Source organism: Pseudoalteromonas simplex (genome assembly GCF_015278155.1).
GTDB lineage: Bacteria > Pseudomonadota > Gammaproteobacteria > Enterobacterales > Alteromonadaceae > Pseudoalteromonas > Pseudoalteromonas simplex.
Map to the genome: position 1 here is coordinate 97,164 of NZ_JADILN010000003.1, position 22,175 is coordinate 119,338.

The following is a 22,175-nucleotide window of genomic DNA, read 5'->3' on the forward strand; positions in this document are numbered from 1 at the left end:
ATTAAATGCTGTCAGTAACGTATACGGTGACTATGAAAAATAACCAACTTAAAATTCCCTTTTCAGCCACTTATCGCCAACGTGTTGTGCGCTTAAGCTTGGCTACAGCCTGTTTTGTGCTGTTAAGTTGGGTTGCCATGAATAGTAGCTTTCAAAGCCACCAATTACTTTATGATAGCGCTGATAGCACAGCGATAAGCTTAACCAAGTTTATGGCACTGAATGCCAAAACGCCGCTACAAGAAAAAAATAAACCTGAATTAAATGCGTTGTGTAATCACATTGCTGAAGATGAGTATGTGTTAGCGGCAACGATTTACGATCAGCAAGGAATCCAAATTGCTGCCAGTGATAATTGGCAAAGCCACCACACCTTTGGTTTATTACCCGATTCAACCCCAGGTATAAGTAAGCTTAAAACCCCATTTGTAGAGCCTGTGATAAGTGATAATGAAAGGCCTATTGGTTTTGTATCGATAACCTATTTAACACAGGCTTCTATTGCAACCAGCCACAGTAATTTCCATGACTTAGGGCGACAAGTGTTATTAATGTTGGTGATCACCTGTATATTCACTTGGCAATTGGGTCGAGGCTTGAAGCTTTGGCAAATAAATCGTTATATCAAGAAAAGTTCAGAGCAAGAATCGTAGAGTTCTGCAGCCAGTTGCAGCTTTGCATCGCCTGTCGCGCCTTTAAGCTCACATAAATGAGTAAATACATCGCGCACCTTTAGCGGCGTATTAACCTGCCCTTGAAAACCTGCCAGCGGCATTGATGGCGAGTCGGTTTCAAGCACTAAATGCTGCAGCTCAATTAAGCTGATAACTTTACGAGTTTTAGCAGCACGAGGGTAACTTATCACACCACCAACACCAAGTTTAAATCCTTGTTTTATATAACTCTGAGCTTGTTGTTCTGAGCCAGAAAAGGCATGAATTACCCCGCCAAACTTTGGTTTGCAGCGCTTAAATGAGCGAGCAATTAAATCATGGCTTTGCCTATGATGCACAATAAGTGGTAAAGCAAGTTGGTTGGCAAGCTCTATCTGTCCTTCAAATAACTGCGTTTGTTTATCGAGGTTATCGATGCTTCGATCAAGGCCGCACTCACCGATGGCAATAAACTGCCCTGAATGGGTTTTCGCTAATTGCTCTAGTTCAGCGAGATGATGAGTTTGGTGATCAGATAAAAAATAAGGATGTAAACCTAAAGCTACTGAAATACTTGGCTCTGATTTAGTAAACGATAATAGTTTTGTCGATTGCGCCAAGCTCACACCCGGCACAATAAAGTGCTCGATCCCTACTTGCTTACATGCTGTTATGAGCTCTGTGCGAGTCTCATCAAATTCGCTAAAATCAAGGTGACAGTGGGAATCGATAAAACGCATTTACGGATTTAAGCGACCAAACTGCCAACTACCATCGGCTTGGCGTTGATACATAAAGCGGTCATGTAAGCGGTGTGCTCCGCCTTGCCAAAATTCAATTTTAGTAGGCTCAACACAATAGCCTCCCCAAAAATCAGGCAATGGAATTTCACCCTCAGAAAACTTTTGCTTCATTTTCGCAAATGTTTCCATTAATACCTTACGTGATGACACAGGACGACTTTGCTGAGAAGCCCATGCAGCTAACTGGCTTTCTTTAGGACGCGATAAAAAGTACTTAGCCACAGCAGTTGTTGGTAAGGGTTTAGCCTCGCCGTAGACTATGACTTGTCGCTCCATGTGGTGCCATGGGAAATGCAGAGAAATTTTGTTATTACCTTTTAGCTCCTGCGCTTTGCGCGAGCCGGTATTAGTAAAAAACACAAAGCCATTTTCATCAAGATGCTTTAACAGCACAATACGCTGCGAAGGCTGACCATGCTCATCAACCGTTGCAACGACCATCGCCGTAGGATCAGGCAAATTAGTTGCAACAGCTTGCTCAAGCCATTTCTCAAACTGCTTGATTGGAGATGCATCAAGCATGTCTTCAGATAAACCATCCTGTAAATATTCACGGCGAATATCTTCAAGTTTCATAAAATTCCCTCTATCGCTATCAGCTATCAGCTATCAGCTATCAGCTATCAGCTATCAGCTATCAGCTATCAGCTATCAGCTATCAGCTAAAGATTAATCAAGGTTGTTGAGCTGTCAATTTTGTTGGGTTTCGCTACGCTCTACCCAACCTACGAAGCTAGGTTCTACAAGCTACTCCCCTAGCGCCTAGAGTCTAGGGCCTGCGATTTATGTTGGGTTTCGCTGCGCTCTACCCAACCTACGAAGCAGAGTTCACCTAGGTAGTTTAGCCTAAGACAAGGCGGAAAACCGACTTATCCCTACGAGCTCTTAAACGTTCTGCAAGTGTAGGAGTGCTGACAAGGCGAAGTGCTTTTTTATACCAAGGAGCATACGTGTTTTGTATGTGACTTCGGTTAAAAAAGCACGACAACGCAGTCAAAGCGAACTACACGAAGCAGATTACATTTGCTCCATGACTTCGATACCTAAAAGATCCAATCCTGACTTCAGTGTCTTCGCAACCAAATTACACAGTACTAAACGGCTGTCACGAACATTTGGCTCTACGCCTTCTTTTAGAACTGGGCATGCTTCGTAGAACGTCATGTATAGGCTTGCTAGTTCGTATAGGTATCCACATAATACGTGCGGTGTCGCTTCGCTGATCATTAGATCGAGTACTTCTTCTAGCTGAAGAAGTTTAAGTGCCAGCGCTTTTTCTTGCGGCTCGTTGATTGCAACGTCTGCTGTTAATGACGCCGCATCAATACCTGATTTACGGAAGATACTGCGAACACGTGTATATGCATATTGTAAGTAAGGCGCTGTCGCACCTTCAAAGCTCAGCATTGTGTCCCAGTTGAAGATATAGTCGCTAGTACGGTGCTTAGAAAGATCCGCAAATTTTACTGCGCCAATACCTACTTTACGGGCAATTTCGCTACGCTCTTCGTCGCTTAAGTCTGACTCACGCTCAGCTAGTTTAGCTGCGGCACGAGTGATTGACTCTTCAAGTAAATCAGCAAGCTTAACGGTACCGCCAGTACGTGTTTTGAATGGCTTACCGTCTTCACCCATCATGGTGCCGAATGGGCAGAACTCATAACTTGTTTCATCACGTAATAAACCTGCTTTACGTGCGGTTAGCTCAACTTGATTGAAGTGTAAGCTTTGACGTGCATCTACAAAGATTAAGATGCGATCAGCACCCAGTTTATTTGAGCGGTAATCACAAGCAGCTAAGTCAGTTGTCGCATATAAGAAACCACCACCTGATTTCTGTACGATAAACACTGAAGGCTCGCCGTCTTTGTTAGCAAGCTCATCTAAGAACACGACTTGTGCGCCATCAGACTCAACGGCAATATTTTTGTCTTTCAATAGTGCGATGATGTTTGCAAGTTCACTGTTGTAAGCACTTTCTGCCATGATGTCATCTTGCGTAAGTGTTACGTTTAGACGCTTATAAACTTCTTCAGAATGCTTTACAGAAGTGGCAATGAATAACTTCCACAGCTTTTCGCAGTGTGCGTCGCCGCTTTGTAATTTAACAACGTAATTACGGGCTTTGTCGGCAAACCCTTCTTCATCATCAAAGCGTTTTTTCGCATCACGGTAGAAGGTTTCAAGATCGGCCAGCGCTACAGACTCTAAGTCTACACCTTGGTTGATTTGATCTTCTAAGTGCGCGATTAACATACCAAACTGAGTCCCCCAGTCACCCATGTGGTTTTGACGAACAACTTCATCACCACGGAACTCAAGGGCACGAACAACCGCATCACCAATGATGGTTGAACGTAAATGACCTACGTGCATTTCTTTAGCAAGGTTAGGTGATGAGTAATCAACAACGACTTTTTGTGCTGTTGCATGTGGCTCAACTGCTAGCTTTTCGTCTTCGTTTGCTGCTTTTAAGCTAGCTGATAAAAACTCAGGCTTTAAGTGAATGTTGATAAAACCAGGGCCCGCGATTTCTGTTTTTTCTGCGATATCTGCAAGGTCTAGGTTATCAATAATTTTTTGCGCAAGTTCACGCGGGTTTGATTTTAATTTTTTAGCCGCGCCCATTGCGCCATTGATTTGGTAATCACCAAACTGTGGACGTGTGCTTTGTGTTACCGCTGGATTAGTGTCTTCAGGTAACCCTGCTGCAACCATAGCAGCAATTGCTTTGTCGATTAAAAGAGTACGAATATTCATTGTAATTTTTACCTTTATGGCCCGCTGTACGGGCACTTAAATTTGAAGCAGACTTAGCGTATTAGTTTTCGCGCGTATGGTTAAACTTGATGTCTGGATAGCGTTCCATCGACAAGTTTAGGTTTACACGGCTTGGCGCGATATAAGTAAGGTTATCGCCACCATCAAGCGCTAAGTTGCTTTCGCACTTACGCTTAAACTCTTCAAGCTTTTTGGTATCGTCTGAGCTTACCCAACGTGCAGTGTTAACACTCACACCTTCGTAAATCGCATCAACGTTGTATTCTGCTTTTAAGCGCGCAACAACTACGTCAAACTGTAGTACACCGACCGCACCAACGATAAGGTCGTTATTAATAAGCGGTCTAAATACTTGCACAGCACCTTCTTCAGATAACTGAACTAAGCCTTTTAACAATTGCTTTTGTTTTAATGGATCTTTTAAGCGAATACGACGGAATAATTCTGGCGCGAAGTTAGGAATACCACCAAACTTCATTTTTTCACCTTGCGTGAAGGTATCACCAATTTGAATTGTACCGTGGTTATGTAAACCAATGATGTCACCTGCGTAAGCATCTTGCGCTCGCTCACGATCACCAGCCATAAAGGTTACCGCATCAGAAATACTCACTTGCTTACCAATACGCACATGGTTCATCTTCATACCTTGGCTATATTTGCCAGATACTATACGCATAAAGGCGATACGGTCACGGTGTTTAGGGTCCATGTTCGCTTGGATTTTAAATACGAAGCCAGAGAAGTTATCTTCTGTTGCAGCAACTTGGCGGTCTTCTGTTTCGCGTGGTAATGGCGCAGGAGCCCACTCAGTTAAGCCATCAAGAACATGGTCAACACCAAAGTTACCAAGTGCTGTACCAAAGTAGACTGGTGATAGTTCGCCCGCTAAGAACAGATCTAAATCAAACTCGTGTGATGCACCAATTACTAACTCTAGCTCTTCACGAAGCTGCTCAGCAAGTTCGCTACCAATCGCAGTATCAAGCTCAGGATTATCTAAACCTTTGATAACGCGAACTTCTTGAATTGTGTGGCCTTGACCTGTGCTATACAAAATCGTTTCTTCACGGTGGATGTGATACACACCTTTAAACTCTTTACCACAACCAATCGGCCAAGTTACCGGCGCACAGGCAATGTTTAGCTCAGTTTCAACTTCGTCTAATAACTCCATTGGATCACGAATATCACGGTCACACTTATTCATGAAAGTTACGATAGGTGTGGTACGTAAGCGTGTTACTTCCATTAATTTACGAGTACGATCCTCAACACCTTTCGCTGCGTCGATGACCATTAGGCATGAGTCAACCGCAGTCAGTGTACGATAAGTATCTTCAGAGAAGTCTTCGTGTCCCGGAGTATCAAGTAAGTTAACTAGACGCTCATTGTAAGGAAATTGCATAACAGACGTAGTTACCGAGATACCACGTTCTTTTTCCATTTCCATCCAGTCTGATTTTGCGTGCTGGTTTGAGCCACGACCCTTTACGGTACCCGCTTTTTGAATCGCTTGTCCGAATAACAGAACTTTTTCTGTAATCGTGGTTTTACCCGCATCCGGGTGCGAGATGATCGCAAAGGTGCGTCGTTTATTAATTTCGGTAGTTAAATTAGACATGTAAGCTGCTTTTAGTCATAACAAAGCGCACTTAACTGCCTTATAAATTATAAAGCTCGGTGCGCACTGTAAAAATAAAATAGAATTGCCGAGCATTATACCTTGTTTGTCTTAGCCAAAAAAGCAGCGATTGCGAGTAATTACTCCCTTTTAGTTGGGTATTTTCGTTGTTCACTTTTTTGCTAGGCTTGTGTAATCAAGTTGTAACGCATACTATTGATAAATTGCACGGAGGGATGTCAATTTAGGTCATGAAAACCAGTAAGCTCAGTATTCGATTATTGTGGTATATCACACCATTAGTGATCTTACCTTTGTTGTTTTTAGGTGGCTTTACATTAACAAATGTGACCAATTCAACAAAAAAACAAGCTGAACTTATTGTCAGTCGCTTTGTTGAGCAACAGCAACAAAAAATCTTTAATTACATTGACTCATTTCACTCGATTACTAAGCTACTCTCAACCTCTCCTGTATTAGCAGACTTTTTAGCCCGCGAACCTGACTCAAAAAACCAATACATTGAACGTCTTGGCGAGTTGATGAATGTATTTGCAAGCTATTCAGAAGCTTACCCAGATATTGTTAGCATTAATTATGTTGCCCCAGACGGTAAAAGCGATGCATTTTATTCAAGTCAATTAACTCCAGCACCTAAAAGTTACCCGTTTTTTGAGCAAGTGCTACAATCGAATTTACGCCAGCAACAATTCATGATCCCCAAAGAAGATGGCTCTACTAGCCTCTACTTTGTGCACCCCATTTATAATATTGATTACTACTTAAAACAGCCGCAGCAACTGGGGTTTATTGTTGTGCATGTAGAACCATCAATATTGAATGCTAGTATTCTAGAAGCACCATTTAATAACACGCTAAATTTATTTTTAACGACTAAGGGGCAGATTTTATTTAGCTCCGACTATGACTTACGCGGCAATTATTTAAGTGAATATGAGCTTGAGCAAATTAAACAACTCGCTAACTACGGCAAACTTGCCAATATCGAACTTTCAAGTATTGATAAAGAAGAACGCATAATTTACGCAGTTGAAATGACTGATGGCGATTATTTGATCTCAACCACCCCTAAAGATTTACTCTACCAGTCAGGTAAAGCCATTAGTTTAATCACAGCACTTATAGTTATTATTTCTGTGATTTCGCTGCCTATTCTTATCTACATTGTAGTACGCAACTTACTGCTGACCCCAGTTGAACTATTAGGTGCGGCAAGTCATCGGGTTGGTGATGGTGATTTATCTGTGTACTTGCCAGCCCACACAAACGATGAAGTAGGCGTGCTTTTCAACGATTTTAATCACATGGTGAACCAAATTCGTCATTACCAAGACGAGCTTGAAGAATATAAACATCACCTAGAAGAAAAAGTAGAGAGCAGAACGAAAGCACTCGAAGCAATGAACAGCAAGCTAGAAGTAGCCATTGCGCAAGCTGAACAAGCAAACCAACTTAAAAGCCGCTTTTTAGCGAATATGAGTCATGAAATTCGTACTCCACTTACCGCAATTATGGGCTTTACAGAGCAACTTCTGCACAACAAAGATGCGGTAAATGATGAACAGCATTTAAGCACTATTTTACGTAACTCTAAGCACTTGCTTGAGCTTATTAACAACATTCTTGATTTATCAAAAATAGAAGCTGAAAAACTCGCCGTTGAACGCGGACCATGTAATGTAGTGCAGCTTATACATGATATTGATTCAATTATTCGCCCACTGGCTAATGAAAAACAACTTACATTTAATATTAACTACCAACTACCAGTACCCAAAACCATTAATAGCGATACCACACGTTTAAAACAAATCTTGATCAATATTGCCAGCAACGCAGTTAAGTTCACTGAGAAAGGCAGCATCTCGATTGATATTAGCTACAACAGCAATAAACAACATTTAGAGTTTGCGATTCAAGACACAGGTATTGGTATGTCAGAGCGTGAGGTTGAAAGGGTATTCAAACCGTTTGAACAAGCCGATGCGACGACAACTCGCCGCTTTGGCGGTACAGGTCTTGGTTTGTGTATTTCAAAGAACTTAGCCCAGTTGCTAGGCGGTGATGTACAGCTTATTAGTGAACCTGGAAACGGCAGTTGTTTTACCATACAAGTTGCTGCTCATTTAAACGCCGAGCAGTTACAAGCAGAGGCGTTTATTCATAGCTACGAGCAACTCTCACCAAGTAAAGACGTTCAGCTTTCATTCGCAGCGAATAGCTTTGATGCCAATATACTAGTGGCCGAAGATAACCCAGATAACCAGTTGCTGATCAAACTATTGTTACAAACCTGGGGACTTGAGCCTGACATCGCGAAAAACGGTGCAGAAGCAGTAGAAATGGCATTAGTTAATGATTATCAGCTGATCATCATGGATATGCAGATGCCAGTCATGGGCGGCTTAGAAGCAACGCAAATGCTACGTCACGCAGCCTATGATGGCCCTATTATTGCGCTTACGGCCAATGTAATGAAGACTGATGTTGATACCTATATTGAAGCGGGCTGTGATGAAGCACTCGCCAAACCAATCGACAAAGATGCCCTAGAGCAAGTACTTGTAAGCTACTTGCATATCGAAAAAGACAGTCAAAACAAGTGGGAAAACTTACTGAAAAGTGAGAAGTTCCAACAAATTAACGACAACTATCGCTCAAAACTACCTGATTATTTAAGCCAAGTCGTGCAGTTGTATCGTGCTAAAGAATGGGAAGCGCTACGTTCATTAGCACACAGCTTAAAAGGCAGTGCGGGGTGTTTTAGTTTTGAAGCTATTCACAAGACTGCGGGTCAGCTTGAAAATGCGCTACGCAGTAATCAAACTGATCAGGTAGAGCAATGCTACGATGCACTTATCAATGCCCTTGAAGAAGCATCTTAAAGGCTAAAGCTCATCCCCATCAAAATAGCGTCTTCATTGCCTGTTGCGGTTGGATAGTAGTTCTTGCGCACCGACATATGTGAAAAGCCAGCACTTTCATACAGGCCAATAGCGGGTGCATTAGACTCACGCACTTCTAAAAATAGGTTTTCGGCTTGGTGCTGCTCGCCGTGCTCAATAAAGGCATTTAACAACTGCTTAGCAATGCCCTGCCCTTGGTACTTCGGCGCAACACAAATATCCATTAAAGTGTAATCTGGGCCCGCTTGTTCACCGATATAAAAACCTAGCATCTCATCACCTTGAAAAGCGGCCAGGTTAAAATAACGCCCAGCTAAACACGACAGCATGGTTTTCTCTGTCCAAGGGTGACTATGGCAGGCGTTTTCGATAGCCATTAACTGGCTAATATAGGTTGCATCTACAGGTTTAAAGCTTATCAAGTTGTTCACCGATTAAAGACCAAAGTTGTTTTTTCTGTTCGCCATTCAGCTTATCGCTTGGTAAGCCTAAGCAGCCCTCTTGCCAGCTAATATTTGCTGTTTTAACGATTTGAGTAATAACTAACGGCGCAAATGCCTTTTCGAGGTCTTGGTGAAACTGTAACGGGAGTGTCAGTGTTTCTTGTTGAGTGTTTGGCATCTGTTCGCCAGAAGTAGCAGGCGCAGTTCGATAGTGTTGATTCAACTCTAAAGATTGTACAGAGAATATCGCAGCGTAACTTGGATTCATAACAACTCAATCATGATTAAGAGCAAGTAATATAGGGAGATTTGCGATTAAAGTAAATAAGGAAGAAATGGCAGGGGCGGAGAGATTCGAACTCCCAACCGTCGGTTTTGGAGACCGCTGTTCTACCAATTGGAACTACGCCCCTGCAATGACGACGAATTATATAGAGCTTTTTTCAAAGGTAAAGTAAAAAAACACAGTTTTTAGTTTAACTGCTTCTTAAATAAACAAAGCGGCGAATTAGCAAGCTATCAAAGCTCATTTTAAACATACCCAAGTTATCTGCGGATAATTAAAAGAGCCAAACACAGTTATAATAATTTAAATAGCTTCACTCATCTGAAAGATAGTGTTGCTGAATCACAAGTTGCAGGTACTCAAGAAATGCTTTTACTTTTTTGAACGGATATCGACGCCCAGAATAAAAAGCGTACAAAACTAAATCTTCAGGCTCATCAGCTAGGGAATCTATTTTTATTAACAGTCCTTCCTCTAACTCTTGTCTGCACGCGTCATAAGGAAGTATCGCAAAACCTAACCCTTTAAGGGCAGCTGACTTTGCCATATGTCCACTATTTACTTTATAACGAGATGAAACGTTAACCGTGCCAGCTCGTTTGAATTTCCATGGCATGCCTTGTAGAACTGATAGGCTTGTAATACAGGGAAGCTTAACGAGTTCAGTCATTGAATTTGGTTTAGGATGTTTATCTAGTAAACTAGGAGAAGCTACGACACAACTTGGCCAACGAACGAGCTCTTTTGCAACCCATCCAGAATCCTCCACTGGGCCTCGCCCAAAACGTATTACTATATCAAATCCTTCTAATAGCCCCTCTTCGGGATTAAGCTGAGTATCACAACTTAACTGAATGTTAGGGTATTTATGACAAAACTCAGCTATAGCGTCCGCCAAAAACGGCAAATCAGGCGTAATGACTTTTAAGTGGCCGGAAACTAAATCATTACTTTGATAGCTTTCTTGTAAAACATCCCCCATCGCAACAAGCAACGGAGTTAAGTTCTGGTAAAGAAGTTCCCCCGCTTCTGTTGCAACCATTTTTCGTGTCGTACGTTCCAATAATCTTACATTCAACGCTTGTTCTAAAAGTGCAACATGACGACTCACATTTGATTTTGGAATTTGGCTGAGCTCAGCGGCCCGCTTAATACTTAATTGTTCATATACTTTTTGGAAGCTTAGAAGCCACTGTAATTCAATATTGCTTATCAAAACTATCTCATCAAATGGGATTTACAAACCAAAATTACCATATTTATCCTATTTAGTAGATCAGTAACAATCATTTTTTTCTTAGCAACTAGGATATTTAAATGAGTTCAGTTAAACATATAGCCATTATAGGTGCGGGAGTTGCAGGCCTTGCTTTAGCGATATTTGCAAGAAAACAAGGCATCAAGGTCACATTATTCGAAAGAAACAATAGCTTTTCTACAATCGGTGCCGGTGTTACGTTATGGCCTAATGCGACCTTTGTGCTTAAACAATTGGGTCTATTAGATGATTTCACCCAATATGGTGGTCTGCCAGTTGCTATGCGGCAGTACGATAAACAAGGCACTCAACGGGGTGAGTTTAACATTCAAACACTAAACTCTCTGTGTGGCTTTCCAACTATTAGCATATTACGTCGTGACTTAATAAAGATACTCGCTGAGCGACTAGAGAAACTGGATGCCACTATTCACTTCAATCAAACCATCAATACTCAAGACATTGCGCAATTAAAAGATAAGTTTGATCTTGTGGTGGGCTGCGATGGACGAATGAATTCGAAAGCACGAGAGTATATGTATAAAGTACCTATACCAACTAAATACCACGGCTTCGTAAATATAATAGGCACCTGTGAAATTGATCTGAATCCTTTTGAGCAGACAATTCATGATTTTAGAGATAATAATGAGCGTTTTGGTATAGTACCCGTTGCAAATCAATGTTGTTACTGGGCTGCGGCATGGCCTAGTGACCTTGATAATACAAGACCAATAAAGCAGTGGTTTGAAGAAATGCATGAGCGTTTTCAGGATTGGCCTAAAACAGTTCAGCAGGTACTTAATAACTATAACCCACGCAGTTTAAAACGCATATTTGTACATGATATTGACCCACTCCCCTATTGGCACAAGGAGAATCTCATTATTATTGGAGATGCTGCACATGCTTCCTTACCCACATCGGGGCAAGGTGCTAGCCAAGCGCTTGAAGATGTTTGGCACCTAGCTCAATTATTTAAGACAGGATGTAGCCTCAATGTTATTTTGAAAAAGCTATATGAAACTCGTATTCATAAAACCTCCAGCGCCCAAAACACTGGTAGACTAATAGCTCAGCATATCTTTCAACAATCACCTCATTCAACCACAGATGCACCAAGTATATCCGCAGATCAACTCAGTCAACTCTATATGCAAGGACTAGACTTAACTCACACCAAATGCTAACCGTCTAAATAACAAAAGCCCGCTTCAAAAAAGCGGGCTTTTGTGTCTTTATAAATATTCAGTACAAGTGACTAGCTTACAGTGGATTATTCCCACTCGATTGTTGCCGGTGGCTTACCTGAAATATCGTAAACAACACGTGAGATACCATCGATTTCGTTGATAATACGGTTTGAAACCACACCTAAGAACTCATATGGTAAGTGTGACCAACGTGCTGTCATAAAGTCGATTGTTTCTACACAACGTAGTGATACAACCCAGTCGTATTTACGCGCATCACCCATTACACCTACCGATTTAACTGGTAAGAATACCGTGAAGGCTTGGCTTACTTTGTGGTAAAGCTCAGCTTTGTGTAGCTCTTCAATGAAGATAGCATCTGCGCGACGTAGTAAGTCACAATACTCTTTCTTGATTTCACCAAGTACACGAACACCTAAACCAGGACCCGGGAATGGGTGACGGTAAAGCATGTCGTATGGTAGGCCAAGCTCAAGACCAATTTTGCGTACTTCATCTTTGAATAGCTCACGTAAAGGCTCAACAAGACCCATTTCCATATCGTCTGGTAAACCACCTACGTTGTGGTGAGACTTGATTACATGTGCTTTACCTGTTGCTGATGCAGCAGATTCGATTACGTCTGGGTAGATAGTACCTTGACCTAACCATTTAGCACTTTTCAGCTTTTTAGCTTGCTCGTCAAAAACTTTAATGAAGGTATGACCAATCGCTTTACGCTTATCTTCTGGGTCTGACTTGCCTGCTAAGTCTGCTAAAAATTGATCTTCAGCATCTACTTTAACAATGTTTAGGCCAAACTTGTTGCCGAACATGTCCATAACTTGCTGACCTTCGTTTAAACGAAGAAGACCGTTATCAACGAATACACACGTTAGCTTGTCGCCGATTGCACGGTGAATAAGCATGGCAACTACAGATGAATCAACACCACCTGATAAGCCTAAGATAACTTCGTCATCACCAACAGTTTCCTTAATACGCTCAATCGCATCGTCGATGATTTTAGCTGGTGTCCATAGCTTTTCACAGCCACAGATATCAATCGCGAAGCGCTCAAGTAAGCGTAAACCTTGGTGAGTATGAGTTACTTCTGGGTGGAACTGTACGCCGTAAAAACGTTTTTCTTCCCAAGACATTGCAGCATGTGGACATGTTGAAGTTTTAGCCGTTGTTTTGAAAGTCTCTGGTACTTCCATCACTTTATCGCCGTGACTCATCCAAACGTCTAGTACGCCTGCACCGCCGTCAGTAATGTGGTCTTCGATAGCATCGAATAACGCACAGTTACCTACTTTTTCAACTTGTGCATAACCAAACTCTTTCTTATCAGAGCTGTGTACGCTACCACCTAGTTGCGTTGCCATTGTTTGCATGCCATAACAAATACCAAGTACTGGCACGCCTGCGTTAAATACATACTCAGGAGCACGTGGGCTGTTTTCAAGTGTTGTAGACTCAGGGCCACCCGACAAAATAATACCTTGTGGATTAAATTCGCGGATTTGCTCTTCAGTTACATCCCATGCCCATAGCTCACAGTAAACACCAATCTCACGTATACGACGTGCGATTAACTGTGTGTATTGCGAACCAAAATCTAAAATGAGAATTCGTGAATCGTGAATGTCTTTGCTCATGGAGTATCTCGTTAGTCAGGAACTGCTCTCCCAAAGGGAGATGATCAATAAATTAGGGCTAGCAAATGCTAGCCCATGTAATTTCAATACCTTAAGGTAATTAACCTAAGCGGTAGTTTGGCGCTTCTTTAGTGATTTGCACGTCGTGAACGTGTGACTCACCCATACCCGCTGAAGTCACGCGAACAAATTGAGGTTTAGTATTTAACTCTTCAATTGTTGCACAGCCAGTTAAGCCCATTGCACTGCGTAGACCACCCACTTGTTGGTGAATGATTGTCGCAATAGGGCCTTTATAAGCAACGCGGCCTTCGATACCTTCAGGAACAAGCTTGTCTGCTTCGTTCGATTTTTGGAAGTAACGGTCTGATGAACCTTCTTTTTGGTCCATAGCACCAAGGCTACCCATACCACGGTATGATTTGTAGTAACGACCTTGGTATAGCTCAACTTCACCCGGTGCTTCTTCAGTACCGGCTAACATTGAACCCACCATTACACATGATGCACCGGCAACAAGTGCTTTTACGATGTCACCAGAGAAACGAATACCACCGTCAGCAATAACAGGAATATCACGGCCTTTTAAGCCCTCAACTGCGTCAGAAATAGCAGTAATTTGTGGAACACCACACCCTGTTACGATACGAGTAGTACAGATAGAACCAGGGCCGATACCAACTTTAACAGCATCTACACCCGCATCAGCAAGGGCAATCGCGCCTTCAGCTGTTGCAACGTTACCTGCTACGATTTGTAGATCTGGGTATGCTTGACGTGTTTGTGCAACACGGTCGATAACACCTTGTGAGTGGCCATGCGATGTATCGATAAGTAATACGTCAACACCTGCTTCAACTAGGGCTGCGATACGCTCATCAGTACCAGCGCCAACACCAACAGCAGCACCTACACGTAAACGACCTTGCTCGTCTTTACATGCATGCGGCTTGTCTTGTGCTTTTTGATAATCTTTTACAGTGATCATGCCTTTTAGTTTAAATGCATCATCAACTACGAGAATTTTTTCGATACGGTGCTCGTGCATTAGACCTAAGATTTCATCACGGTCAGCACCTTCTTTAACAGTCACTAACGATTCTTTTTTCGTCATTACTGTAGAAACAGGTTGCTCAAGTTTCGTTTCAAAACGCATATCACGGCTTGTCACAATACCAACAAGGTTATTGTCAGCGTCGGTTACAGGGAAGCCTGAAAAACCTTTGTCTTCTGAAAGCGCGATAGCATCAGCAATTGTAAGATCCGCAGTCACAGTAACAGGGAAAGAAACAATGCCCGCTTCGTAAGTTTTAACTTTACGAACGTTTTTAGCTTGCTCTTCGATTGTCATGTTTTTGTGGATGAAACCTAAACCGCCCTCTTGCGCTAGCGCAATCGCTAAGCGTGCTTCTGTTACAGTATCCATAGATGCTGAAACTAGCGGCAAGTTAAGATTGATACCACGCGTTAAGCGAGTTGAAATATTTGCCGTGTGTGGCAAAACAGTAGAATGACCTGGTACTAAAAGTACGTCGTCAAAGGTAAGAGCTTCTTTAGCAATTCTTAGCATAGTGCAACTTCTCACATGTGGATCTGAGTATAAGGAATTGCGGCCAAATTTTATCAGCGTTGTGAGCACGAGTAAATAAAATTATTTATTTATTTGTGTTAAAGTGCACGGAGAATTTTTTACTGGGATTTTTAATGGCTTTTACGCACTCAACACAGCCTGTTTACACGGTCTCGCGCTTAAATAAAGAAATTCGCCATGTTTTAGAACAAGGCTTCTCATCGCTTATCTTAAATGGTGAAATTTCTAACTTTATAGCCCCAGCATCTGGACATTGGTACTTCACGTTAAAAGACGACCGAGCTCAGGTAAAAGCGGCAATGTGGCGCGGCAATAATCGCGGCCAAACTTTTCGCCCGAGCAATGGTGCACAAGTAACCGTGCGTGCCCGCGTCTCTTTGTATGAACCTCGTGGTGATTATCAGCTGATTGTTGAGCATATGGCCCCTGCTGGCGAAGGCTTATTAAAACAAGAATTCGATGCGCTAAAAATGCGCTTAGCTGCCGAAGGCCTTTTTAGCTCAGCCCACAAAAAACCATTACCAACCAATATTAATCGCGTTGGGGTGATCACTTCAGCCACTGGCGCGGCTATACGCGATATTCTAACGGTACTAAAACGCCGTGCTCCGCAGCTTGAAGTCGTGATTTACCCTGCGATGGTGCAAGGTGCAGATGCCCACAACCAATTAATAGAAAAAATAAACATCGCCAATCAGCGCAACGAAGTAGATGTGCTTATATTAGGTCGTGGTGGTGGCTCACTCGAAGATTTATGGTGCTTTAACCATGAGCAATTGGCTCGTGCTATTTATGAAAGTCGCTTACCCATTGTTAGCGCCGTTGGTCACGAGGTCGATACTACGATTAGTGATTATGTTGCCGATATTCGTGCCGCAACGCCGTCTGCAGCCGCAGAACTTGTTAGCCCAAATACCGAAGAGCTACATAACAAGGTTACGCAGTTAGTTAGGCACTTAAATCATGCCTTTAAGCACGCTTTAGCTGTAAAACGAAGTACTGCCACTCAATTTGAACACCGTTTGCAGCTATGCCATCCGCGCAATCAACTCAATCAACAAGCACAAAAGTTAGATGAGCTTAGTTTGGCCTTACATGGCGCGATGAGTAGTAAAATCCAACAATATGAGCGAGTACTTGCTAACTTAACACCACGCTTAATGCAACGCTCACCCGAAAAGCAGCTAGCGAAAAGCGAGCATCAACTGGCACAATTGCATGCCCGCCTTACACAGGCGATGCAACAGCAACTTTCAAGTTCTCGAAACCAGCTTTCTTTACAAGCGAGCCGTTTAGATTCTGTGAGTCCGCTTAGTGTGTTAGCGCGTGGTTATAGCATTACTAAAAATCAGCACGGTGGCGTTGTAAAATCAGTTAACGATGTAAGCTCTGGTGAGCTTATAACTACCGAGCTTGCTGATGGTCAACTGCAATCAAAAGTTTTGTGATATCTTTGATATCACTGCGTGCTTGCGATGATTGTTAGACTATCGTCACTTGAGGTGGTGGAGGTAAATTTAAATTGCTTCCACCAGCTTTGCTCCATCATTTTATCGGTCATGTTACGCCAATAATGACTCGGCAAATCATCAACACCCTCTGGTTGCAATAGCTTAAACTGACACACAGAGCTTTTGCATGTAGAGACACTGAGCTGTGGTTGCACAGGTAAGTCTGCCATGATTAAAAAATCGCTCATGGCTGTTTCAACTTGGTAGGCCCACGCCTCATCGCGAGATTGCTCTTCTAACAAGGTATAAAGGTCATCTAGATGTGAATCGATTTGTTGTGGAGGTATCGCACTTGAACGGTAACTGGCAATCACCGCTTGTTGGTTTTCGACTTGCAACTTAAGCTCTGCTACTTTTTGCTCAAGATCGCTTTTTTTCTCAGTTTCTGGTAAACCAGCTTTAGGAATAACGATTTCTTTATGAATTGCGAAGGCTACAGGTTTGGCTTGCGATTCTAGTGCTTGAGCTATTTGTTCTTCAACAAATTGTTGCTGATAAGTTTGTGGCTGTTGTTGTGGATCAGACTGAAAAAATGACATAGCGACAGCGCCACAAATGAATGACGCTATAACAGCTGATGCGAAGGATAATTTAGACAATTCCCTTGCTCTTTTCTAGTGTAAAACTACAACATAGCACTGGTGTGGGAGGCATTACTAGCGGTAGTTGTGCCATCATCTAAAAAGTTTTGGTTCATGCTTTCGGCTGGACAGGGACAGCTCGGTTTGCCAACCACTTTAGCAGGGACCCCTACTACAGTTGTGTGTGCAGGAACGGCACTTAACACGACAGAGTTTGCACCAATTCGCGCCCCCTCTCCTACTTCGATATTACCCAGTACTTTAGCACCTGCGCCAATCAAGACACCGGCACGGATTTTCGGATGGCGATCACCTTGTTCATTACCTGTACCACCTAAGGTTACAGATTGTAAAATCGAGACGTTATCTTCAATAACCGCTGTTTCACCAATTACAATCCCAGTTGCATGGTCAAACATAATACCATGACCAACTTTACAAGCAGGATGGATGTCAACGCCAAATACTTCTGAGGTTCTGCTCTGAATGAAGCGAGCAAGCTCTTTGCGGTTTTGTTGCCATAAACAATTTGCGAGTCGGTGTGCTTGTATTGCATGGAAGCCTTTAAGATTCAGAATAACAGTTAAGTAACTATCGGCCGCAGGGTCACGATCTTTAACTGCTTTTATGTCATGAGCCACATGCGTCAGCATTAAGTCACATTTAACAAAGGCTTGATCAAATAGTTCACGGATAGTAAACGCCGATACTACTGCATCAGCAAGTTTATTAGCGACAATAAAACTGAGCGCCGAACCTAGGCATTCATGATTTAACACACACGAATAAACGTGACTTGCTAAAAGCGGTTCACGGGAAACGACTTCGTTTGCTTCTTCTCGAAGCTTTTGCCAAATTTCATGACGCATAATATTGCCTTTCTGGTTGTACCTAACTGCTAAGCTTTAAGTTTAACGGATTTGTAGCAAGATGTACTAACCCGTTGTTTATTTGTTCTGGTTATATCTAATAACCAGAGTAACTACACCTATTTTTACTCTTTTTGCTGTGCTTTTTAGCCAACCACATATGACAGTAGCAAATTCTAACTCTAGCCGAGCAAATTAATTAAAGTGCTTATTTTTCAATAACAAGACAGATATGACATCTTGTCTGTCATATGCCAAAATAGGCACTGACATATCGCTGACGGCGTAAAAAACAAAAATAATCATTAAATTTACATCATCAACTTAACAAGGAAACGATGATGAAAAACGACGTACTAAACTCACACAAGCTAGGATATAAATTTTACTTTCAAGATGGTGACAACCAAATCGCATGCTTTGGTCACATTATGAGTGGTAAAGAAAAAATATATGTAAACGACGAATTGGTTAGTGAAAAGCGCAGCTTTGGCTTTAAAAGCCATCACGACTTTAACTACCAAGGTAATGCTTATGCAGTCGATTTTGCGATGCAAAATATACTTACCGGCAAGCTTGAATGTTCGTTTTATAAAGCTGACAAATTAGTTAAACAGAGCACACAAACCTCACTTACTGATAATCCAAAACAAGTAGCTTTGGTTACCTTAGGCTGTTTTATTGGTGGCGCAATATCGGGTTATGCAGTTGTTACTTTTATTGAACCATTTCTTGGGAAGTAAGTAATGCAGCTGAACCCTAATACAATAAAAGCACTTAGACTTAAATTCGATTGGACGCAGCAGCAATTGGCCGATGCCTGTGATGTAAGCCTACGTACCATTCAACGAGTTGAAAAAGAAGGTGCGGCATCAAAAGAAACCACCATGAGCCTATGCGCAGTATTTGAAGTGCGCCAAGGTGAGCTTATTAAGCTCGATGACGAAGCACCAGAACAAAGCACAACACATGCAGTGAGTAAGCAAAATCTCGCTGCAATCGTAGCAGCTTCTTCGTTTGTCAGTTTTGCCCTTGGTATGGCAACAGTATTAGTTATTTTTTAGGAGTGAAAGATGACCAAAGAACAACGCGGCCACACTACACTTATCGGCTTTGTAATAACAACCATACTCTTTGCGCTAGCTGTTAAAGTTAGCTCACTACTTTAGTTGATAATAGGTCAATATAGAGCCCAGCTACATCACGGCTGGGCTGTATTTATGTTACTGCTTTAATTGATAGCGATTAAAGGTTGCAGTAGCTAACGCAACAGGTATATCAGGCGCATCTGATTTATAAACATTAGCAATAACCGTACATAAGGTTCTTCCCTTATGGATCACTTCTGACTCTGCAATAATTTTATCACCTGGAGAAAGCGGTTTAAAAAACTTTACGTTAAGCTCAACAGTACTGCACATTTGGCCTTTATCCATAATCGTTACCATCGCACAGCCTAAGCTTGAATCGAGAAACCCAGAGACAACACCACCATGAACAGCCCCTGTTGGTGAGACATGATCACGTCTAATTAATAATGATGTAATAACTTTATTTTCTTCCTTTTTGACTGAATCAATTTCAAAACCTAGCCAATCGCCATAGCTATCGCTTTGCTGGAAAGAAATACCGATATGTTCAGATAAAAAATCTAGCGTTTTCAACTAACCACTCCCCTACTTCTTTAAGATTTTAAAGGCCTAGTTGCGCATATACATCTATTAGTTCTTCATGTATTTTTGCGTTTGCGTATTCAAGCCCATCGGCGCGCCGAGGGTCATCAATGACCTCTACCCATTTTTGCCCATACTTAACAACCTCGTCTTCACCACAAGCATCTGCATTAAACATGTACAATGGCTGAGAATAATTCATTTTGGCTAAGTTGGCTGTAAGCTGAAATGGTTTTAAAACCTCAGGTACAGTAGCGAACATATGAAAGCCATTGTAATTTTTTGCTTGTCCTCCAGCAGAGCAAATTATTTGTAAGTCTTTGCCTTTAAGCTTGTCTCCTTTGCTTCCGTATGCAAATTGATATTGTAAAACATCATCAAGCCACTTCTTAAGAAGAGGAGTCATTGACCACCAATAGATAGGAAATTGAATCACGATTCTGTCATGAGACAACAACAACGCTTGTTCTTTTTCGATATCGATTTTAAAGTCAGGATATTCCAAATACATATCTCTACTTGTTGCTACTTTACCTGACTGCTCTAATTGCTTCTTCCAAGTATTATTGACTCGTGATGCGTTGAGATCGGGGTGAAATACTAAGTGTAAGATTTTCATAAAGATCCTTACTTTATTAATTTAAAATGTTTAAGTGCTGCAACAGCAACGGTGTCTCCAAATTCCTGCACAAAATGCCCTGCATTATTTATTTCTAGAGGTTCAGGGCAATTTTTGATTACGCTTTGCATAAAATTCATAACTGTAGGTCCTAACATTTTGTCTTTCATACCTATTGCCATGAATGATTCGCCTTGCCACTCACTTTTCCAAAATTGAAATGCTCGAGTTGAAATTTTTACGCACTGAGGATCTGGCGCAGCAACAATTTTAGGGAACTTTTTGACGCCAGCTTGATAACTTGCATCTGGATATGGAGATGCATATGCACTCGCTTCATCGCTGTCAATTGTTGGCGCATACTTTTTGAAAAAACTAGCGAGATTTAATTCATTTGGCAGAACGATATCGTCATGCCATTTTAAGAATTCAGGACTGCTCACAGGCTCAACCAGCAACCCTGTATTCATGATGATTAATCTTTTAAAACGCTCTGGCATATCTTGAGGCAATGTAAGACCCAAAAGCCCTCCCCAATCTTGGCAAACCAAAGTAATATTATTTAAATCTAACCTCTTAATAAGTTCGATTAAGTAGTTACGATGAAACTCAAACGTATAAACATTCTCATCAATTGGTTTATCTGACTTACCAAAGCCAAAAAGATCTGGGGCTATCACCCTGCCTCCGACGTTAACAAATTCAGGGATCATTTTTCTGTAAAGGTAACTCCAAGCAGGCTCACCATGCAGACATAAAAAAATTTCTTCAGAGTCAGGATTACCTTCATCAAGGTAGTGACCCCTCAAGCCTTCATATCCATTCAAGTCACTAAAGTAATTAGCTTTAAAAGGATAATCTTTAATATTATCAAAGCTACTTTGTGGTGTGCGTTTACTATTTATCATGCCTATTCCTCAACAATAAAAACAATTAGGTCAAGTGACCTATTTAAAATTTAGGTCAGATGACCTACAATGTCAACATTGAATTTAACTGTTGAGTACTCGTAAAATGATAAGGTTTGATTACTAAGCAGAAATACTTTGAGATTTTAATGAAGAAAAATGCCAAAACAGATTTAATAATAGATACGGCTTTGCATATTCTTAGACACGAAGGTGATTATGGCGTGACAATGAGAAAAGTTGCCAACGAAGCTGGTATGACTTTGAGCAATGTTCAATATTATTTCAAAAATAAAGATGAGCTTTTAAAGGCGATGGCAGATCGCTATTTCAAATCATGTCTTGACGATATGAGACAAATGGATCCAATAAGCAACCTAGAGAACCCAAGCAATGAGCTCCATTCGCTGCTAGAGAGCTTTCTAAGTCATGGTTTGAAATTAACCCAAATGTGCAGAATATTTAGGGAGTATTGGGCTATATCGACACGAAATGAAGTTATCAATCAACATATAAAATTTTACTACGAAGAAATGGCATTGATCTTAGCTGATAAATTGCGACCTATTTCTCACTCAGACTCAAACGTTTCTAGAGCTGTATCTATATTTATCCCATTTGTAGAAGGTTACTCAATCACTGCACAAGCTATGCCCGAACGTATTGATTCAATTTCAAAAATAATGACTGAAGTTATACTTAACTTACTCACTGATGAGCATGAATAAATTAAACTACACATATATCTTCGTAAGTTATCATCTGTAAAATTTATTCAATCACACTCTTTTTTA

Annotated in this window: 21 protein-coding genes and 1 tRNA gene; 7 read left to right on the forward strand and 15 right to left on the reverse strand. The window is 41.5% G+C overall.

Translation table 11 applies throughout. The annotated features are described in order from the left end of the window. The first annotated feature begins 32 nt into the window (after window positions 1-32). On the forward strand, window positions 33-653 hold the full coding sequence (locus tag IRQ78_RS07935) for an AhpA/YtjB family protein (protein ID WP_054551236.1): 621 nt from the start codon (window positions 33-35) through the stop codon (window positions 651-653). Here IRQ78_RS07935 and IRQ78_RS07940 read toward each other — a convergent pair. From IRQ78_RS07940 to prfC, 4 genes are all read right to left on the reverse strand, one after another. Continuing rightward, complete coding sequence (locus tag IRQ78_RS07940) at window positions 620-1,393, reverse strand: TatD family hydrolase (protein ID WP_138619825.1); 774 nt, start codon at window positions 1,391-1,393, stop codon at window positions 620-622. The genes IRQ78_RS07935 and IRQ78_RS07940 overlap by 34 nt on opposite strands. Beyond that, window positions 1,394-2,032 carry a pyridoxamine 5'-phosphate oxidase gene (gene pdxH, locus IRQ78_RS07945; RefSeq protein WP_055020972.1) on the reverse strand — a complete coding sequence of 213 codons (639 nt, stop codon included), beginning with the start codon at window positions 2,030-2,032 and terminating at the stop codon, window positions 1,394-1,396. 441 nt (window positions 2,033-2,473) lie between these two features. Next, a complete protein-coding gene (argS, locus tag IRQ78_RS07950; protein WP_194441775.1) occupies window positions 2,474-4,216 on the reverse strand; it encodes an arginine--tRNA ligase in 1,743 nt (580 codons plus the stop codon). A gap of 61 nt (window positions 4,217-4,277) precedes the next feature. Further along, window positions 4,278-5,861, reverse strand: a complete 1,584-nt coding sequence (gene prfC, locus IRQ78_RS07955) for a peptide chain release factor 3 (protein WP_054551232.1) — start codon at window positions 5,859-5,861, stop codon at window positions 4,278-4,280. 251 nt (window positions 5,862-6,112) lie between these two features. On the opposite strand from prfC, the gene IRQ78_RS07960 reads away from it, so the two are divergent. After that, window positions 6,113-8,767, forward strand: a complete 2,655-nt coding sequence (locus tag IRQ78_RS07960) for a hybrid sensor histidine kinase/response regulator (protein ID WP_054551231.1) — start codon at window positions 6,113-6,115, stop codon at window positions 8,765-8,767. Here the strand turns inward: IRQ78_RS07960 and rimI are convergent. From rimI to IRQ78_RS07980, 4 genes are all read right to left on the reverse strand, one after another. Beyond that, complete coding sequence (gene rimI, locus IRQ78_RS07965; protein WP_054551230.1) at window positions 8,764-9,210, reverse strand: ribosomal protein S18-alanine N-acetyltransferase; 447 nt, start codon at window positions 9,208-9,210, stop codon at window positions 8,764-8,766. The genes IRQ78_RS07960 and rimI overlap by 4 nt on opposite strands. Beyond that, window positions 9,197-9,499, reverse strand: a complete 303-nt coding sequence (locus tag IRQ78_RS07970; protein ID WP_138616322.1) for a hypothetical protein — start codon at window positions 9,497-9,499, stop codon at window positions 9,197-9,199. Before IRQ78_RS07970 ends, rimI begins: the two co-directional genes overlap by 14 nt. Before the next feature lie 68 nt (window positions 9,500-9,567). Beyond that, window positions 9,568-9,644 (reverse strand) — tRNA-Trp (locus tag IRQ78_RS07975). A gap of 186 nt (window positions 9,645-9,830) precedes the next feature. Continuing rightward, window positions 9,831-10,733, reverse strand: a complete 903-nt coding sequence (locus IRQ78_RS07980; RefSeq protein WP_054551228.1) for a LysR family transcriptional regulator — start codon at window positions 10,731-10,733, stop codon at window positions 9,831-9,833. 101 nt (window positions 10,734-10,834) lie between these two features. On the opposite strand from IRQ78_RS07980, the gene IRQ78_RS07985 reads away from it, so the two are divergent. Then, window positions 10,835-11,965 carry an FAD-dependent oxidoreductase gene (locus tag IRQ78_RS07985; protein ID WP_194441776.1) on the forward strand — a complete coding sequence of 377 codons (1,131 nt, stop codon included), beginning with the start codon at window positions 10,835-10,837 and terminating at the stop codon, window positions 11,963-11,965. An 86-nt stretch (window positions 11,966-12,051) separates the two neighbouring features. On the opposite strand, the gene guaA is transcribed toward IRQ78_RS07985, so the two are convergent. Both guaA and guaB read right to left on the reverse strand, forming a co-directional pair. Next, window positions 12,052-13,629, reverse strand: a complete 1,578-nt coding sequence (gene guaA / locus IRQ78_RS07990; RefSeq protein ID WP_054551226.1) for a glutamine-hydrolyzing GMP synthase — start codon at window positions 13,627-13,629, stop codon at window positions 12,052-12,054. Between the two features lie 100 nt (window positions 13,630-13,729). Then, window positions 13,730-15,199 carry an IMP dehydrogenase gene (gene guaB / locus IRQ78_RS07995; RefSeq protein WP_054551225.1) on the reverse strand — a complete coding sequence of 490 codons (1,470 nt, stop codon included), beginning with the start codon at window positions 15,197-15,199 and terminating at the stop codon, window positions 13,730-13,732. Between the two features lie 134 nt (window positions 15,200-15,333). Between guaB and xseA the strand changes: the two genes are divergently transcribed. Further along, window positions 15,334-16,668: an exodeoxyribonuclease VII large subunit gene (gene xseA, locus IRQ78_RS08000; protein WP_194441777.1), complete on the forward strand. Its 1,335-nt coding sequence runs from the start codon at window positions 15,334-15,336 to the stop codon at window positions 16,666-16,668. Window positions 16,669-16,679: 11 nt separating this feature from the next. Here the strand turns inward: xseA and IRQ78_RS08005 are convergent, their stop codons facing one another. Then, complete coding sequence (locus tag IRQ78_RS08005) at window positions 16,680-17,270, reverse strand: hypothetical protein (RefSeq protein ID WP_194441778.1); 591 nt, start codon at window positions 17,268-17,270, stop codon at window positions 16,680-16,682. Between the two features lie 86 nt (window positions 17,271-17,356). Beyond that, window positions 17,357-18,181, reverse strand: coding sequence for a serine O-acetyltransferase (cysE, locus tag IRQ78_RS08010; RefSeq protein WP_135925949.1), 825 nt, complete (start codon window positions 18,179-18,181; stop codon window positions 17,357-17,359). 338 nt (window positions 18,182-18,519) lie between these two features. Between cysE and IRQ78_RS08015 the strand changes: the two genes are divergently transcribed. Further along, window positions 18,520-18,924 carry a hypothetical protein gene (locus IRQ78_RS08015; RefSeq protein WP_323741533.1) on the forward strand — a complete coding sequence of 135 codons (405 nt, stop codon included), beginning with the start codon at window positions 18,520-18,522 and terminating at the stop codon, window positions 18,922-18,924. A 3-nt stretch (window positions 18,925-18,927) separates the two neighbouring features. After that, on the forward strand, window positions 18,928-19,245 hold the full coding sequence (locus IRQ78_RS08020; protein WP_054551220.1) for a helix-turn-helix transcriptional regulator: 318 nt from the start codon (window positions 18,928-18,930) through the stop codon (window positions 19,243-19,245). Between the two features lie 159 nt (window positions 19,246-19,404). Here the strand turns inward: IRQ78_RS08020 and IRQ78_RS08025 are convergent, their stop codons facing one another. From IRQ78_RS08025 to IRQ78_RS08035, 3 genes are read right to left on the reverse strand one after another with little or no spacing between them, the layout of a single operon-like run. Beyond that, window positions 19,405-19,845, reverse strand: coding sequence for a PaaI family thioesterase (locus tag IRQ78_RS08025; RefSeq protein ID WP_054551219.1), 441 nt, complete (start codon window positions 19,843-19,845; stop codon window positions 19,405-19,407). Between the two features lie 28 nt (window positions 19,846-19,873). Next, window positions 19,874-20,473: an NAD(P)H-dependent oxidoreductase gene (locus IRQ78_RS08030; RefSeq protein WP_054551218.1), complete on the reverse strand. Its 600-nt coding sequence runs from the start codon at window positions 20,471-20,473 to the stop codon at window positions 19,874-19,876. Between the two features lie 8 nt (window positions 20,474-20,481). Then, a complete protein-coding gene (locus IRQ78_RS08035) occupies window positions 20,482-21,381 on the reverse strand; it encodes a haloalkane dehalogenase (protein WP_138599622.1) in 900 nt (299 codons plus the stop codon). A gap of 149 nt (window positions 21,382-21,530) precedes the next feature. On the opposite strand from IRQ78_RS08035, the gene IRQ78_RS08040 reads away from it, so the two are divergent. Further along, window positions 21,531-22,109: a TetR/AcrR family transcriptional regulator gene (locus IRQ78_RS08040; RefSeq protein ID WP_138616334.1), complete on the forward strand. Its 579-nt coding sequence runs from the start codon at window positions 21,531-21,533 to the stop codon at window positions 22,107-22,109. Window positions 22,110-22,175: the final 66 nt, after the last annotated feature.

Coding starts and splice junctions, on each gene's coding strand:
- guaA (WP_054551226.1), bottom strand. CDS start 13,629: ATGAGCAAAGACATTCACGATTCACGAATTCTCATTTTAGATTTTGGT.
- IRQ78_RS07940 (WP_138619825.1), bottom strand. CDS start 1,393: ATGCGTTTTATCGATTCCCACTGTCACCTTGATTTTAGCGAATTTGAT.
- IRQ78_RS07960 (WP_054551231.1), top strand. CDS start 6,113: ATGAAAACCAGTAAGCTCAGTATTCGATTATTGTGGTATATCACACCA.
- IRQ78_RS08035 (WP_138599622.1), bottom strand. CDS start 21,381: ATGATAAATAGTAAACGCACACCACAAAGTAGCTTTGATAATATTAAA.
- IRQ78_RS07985 (WP_194441776.1), top strand. CDS start 10,835: ATGAGTTCAGTTAAACATATAGCCATTATAGGTGCGGGAGTTGCAGGC.
- IRQ78_RS08005 (WP_194441778.1), bottom strand. CDS start 17,270: ATGTCATTTTTTCAGTCTGATCCACAACAACAGCCACAAACTTATCAG.
- pdxH (WP_055020972.1), bottom strand. CDS start 2,032: ATGAAACTTGAAGATATTCGCCGTGAATATTTACAGGATGGTTTATCT.
- prfC (WP_054551232.1), bottom strand. CDS start 5,861: ATGTCTAATTTAACTACCGAAATTAATAAACGACGCACCTTTGCGATC.
- IRQ78_RS08030 (WP_054551218.1), bottom strand. CDS start 20,473: ATGAAAATCTTACACTTAGTATTTCACCCCGATCTCAACGCATCACGA.
- IRQ78_RS08020 (WP_054551220.1), top strand. CDS start 18,928: ATGCAGCTGAACCCTAATACAATAAAAGCACTTAGACTTAAATTCGAT.
- cysE (WP_135925949.1), bottom strand. CDS start 18,181: ATGCGTCATGAAATTTGGCAAAAGCTTCGAGAAGAAGCAAACGAAGTC.
- argS (WP_194441775.1), bottom strand. CDS start 4,216: ATGAATATTCGTACTCTTTTAATCGACAAAGCAATTGCTGCTATGGTT.
- xseA (WP_194441777.1), top strand. CDS start 15,334: ATGGCTTTTACGCACTCAACACAGCCTGTTTACACGGTCTCGCGCTTA.
- guaB (WP_054551225.1), bottom strand. CDS start 15,199: ATGCTAAGAATTGCTAAAGAAGCTCTTACCTTTGACGACGTACTTTTA.
- IRQ78_RS08015 (WP_323741533.1), top strand. CDS start 18,520: ATGATGAAAAACGACGTACTAAACTCACACAAGCTAGGATATAAATTT.
- IRQ78_RS07970 (WP_138616322.1), bottom strand. CDS start 9,499: ATGAATCCAAGTTACGCTGCGATATTCTCTGTACAATCTTTAGAGTTG.
- IRQ78_RS07935 (WP_054551236.1), top strand. CDS start 33: ATGAAAAATAACCAACTTAAAATTCCCTTTTCAGCCACTTATCGCCAA.
- IRQ78_RS08040 (WP_138616334.1), top strand. CDS start 21,531: ATGAAGAAAAATGCCAAAACAGATTTAATAATAGATACGGCTTTGCAT.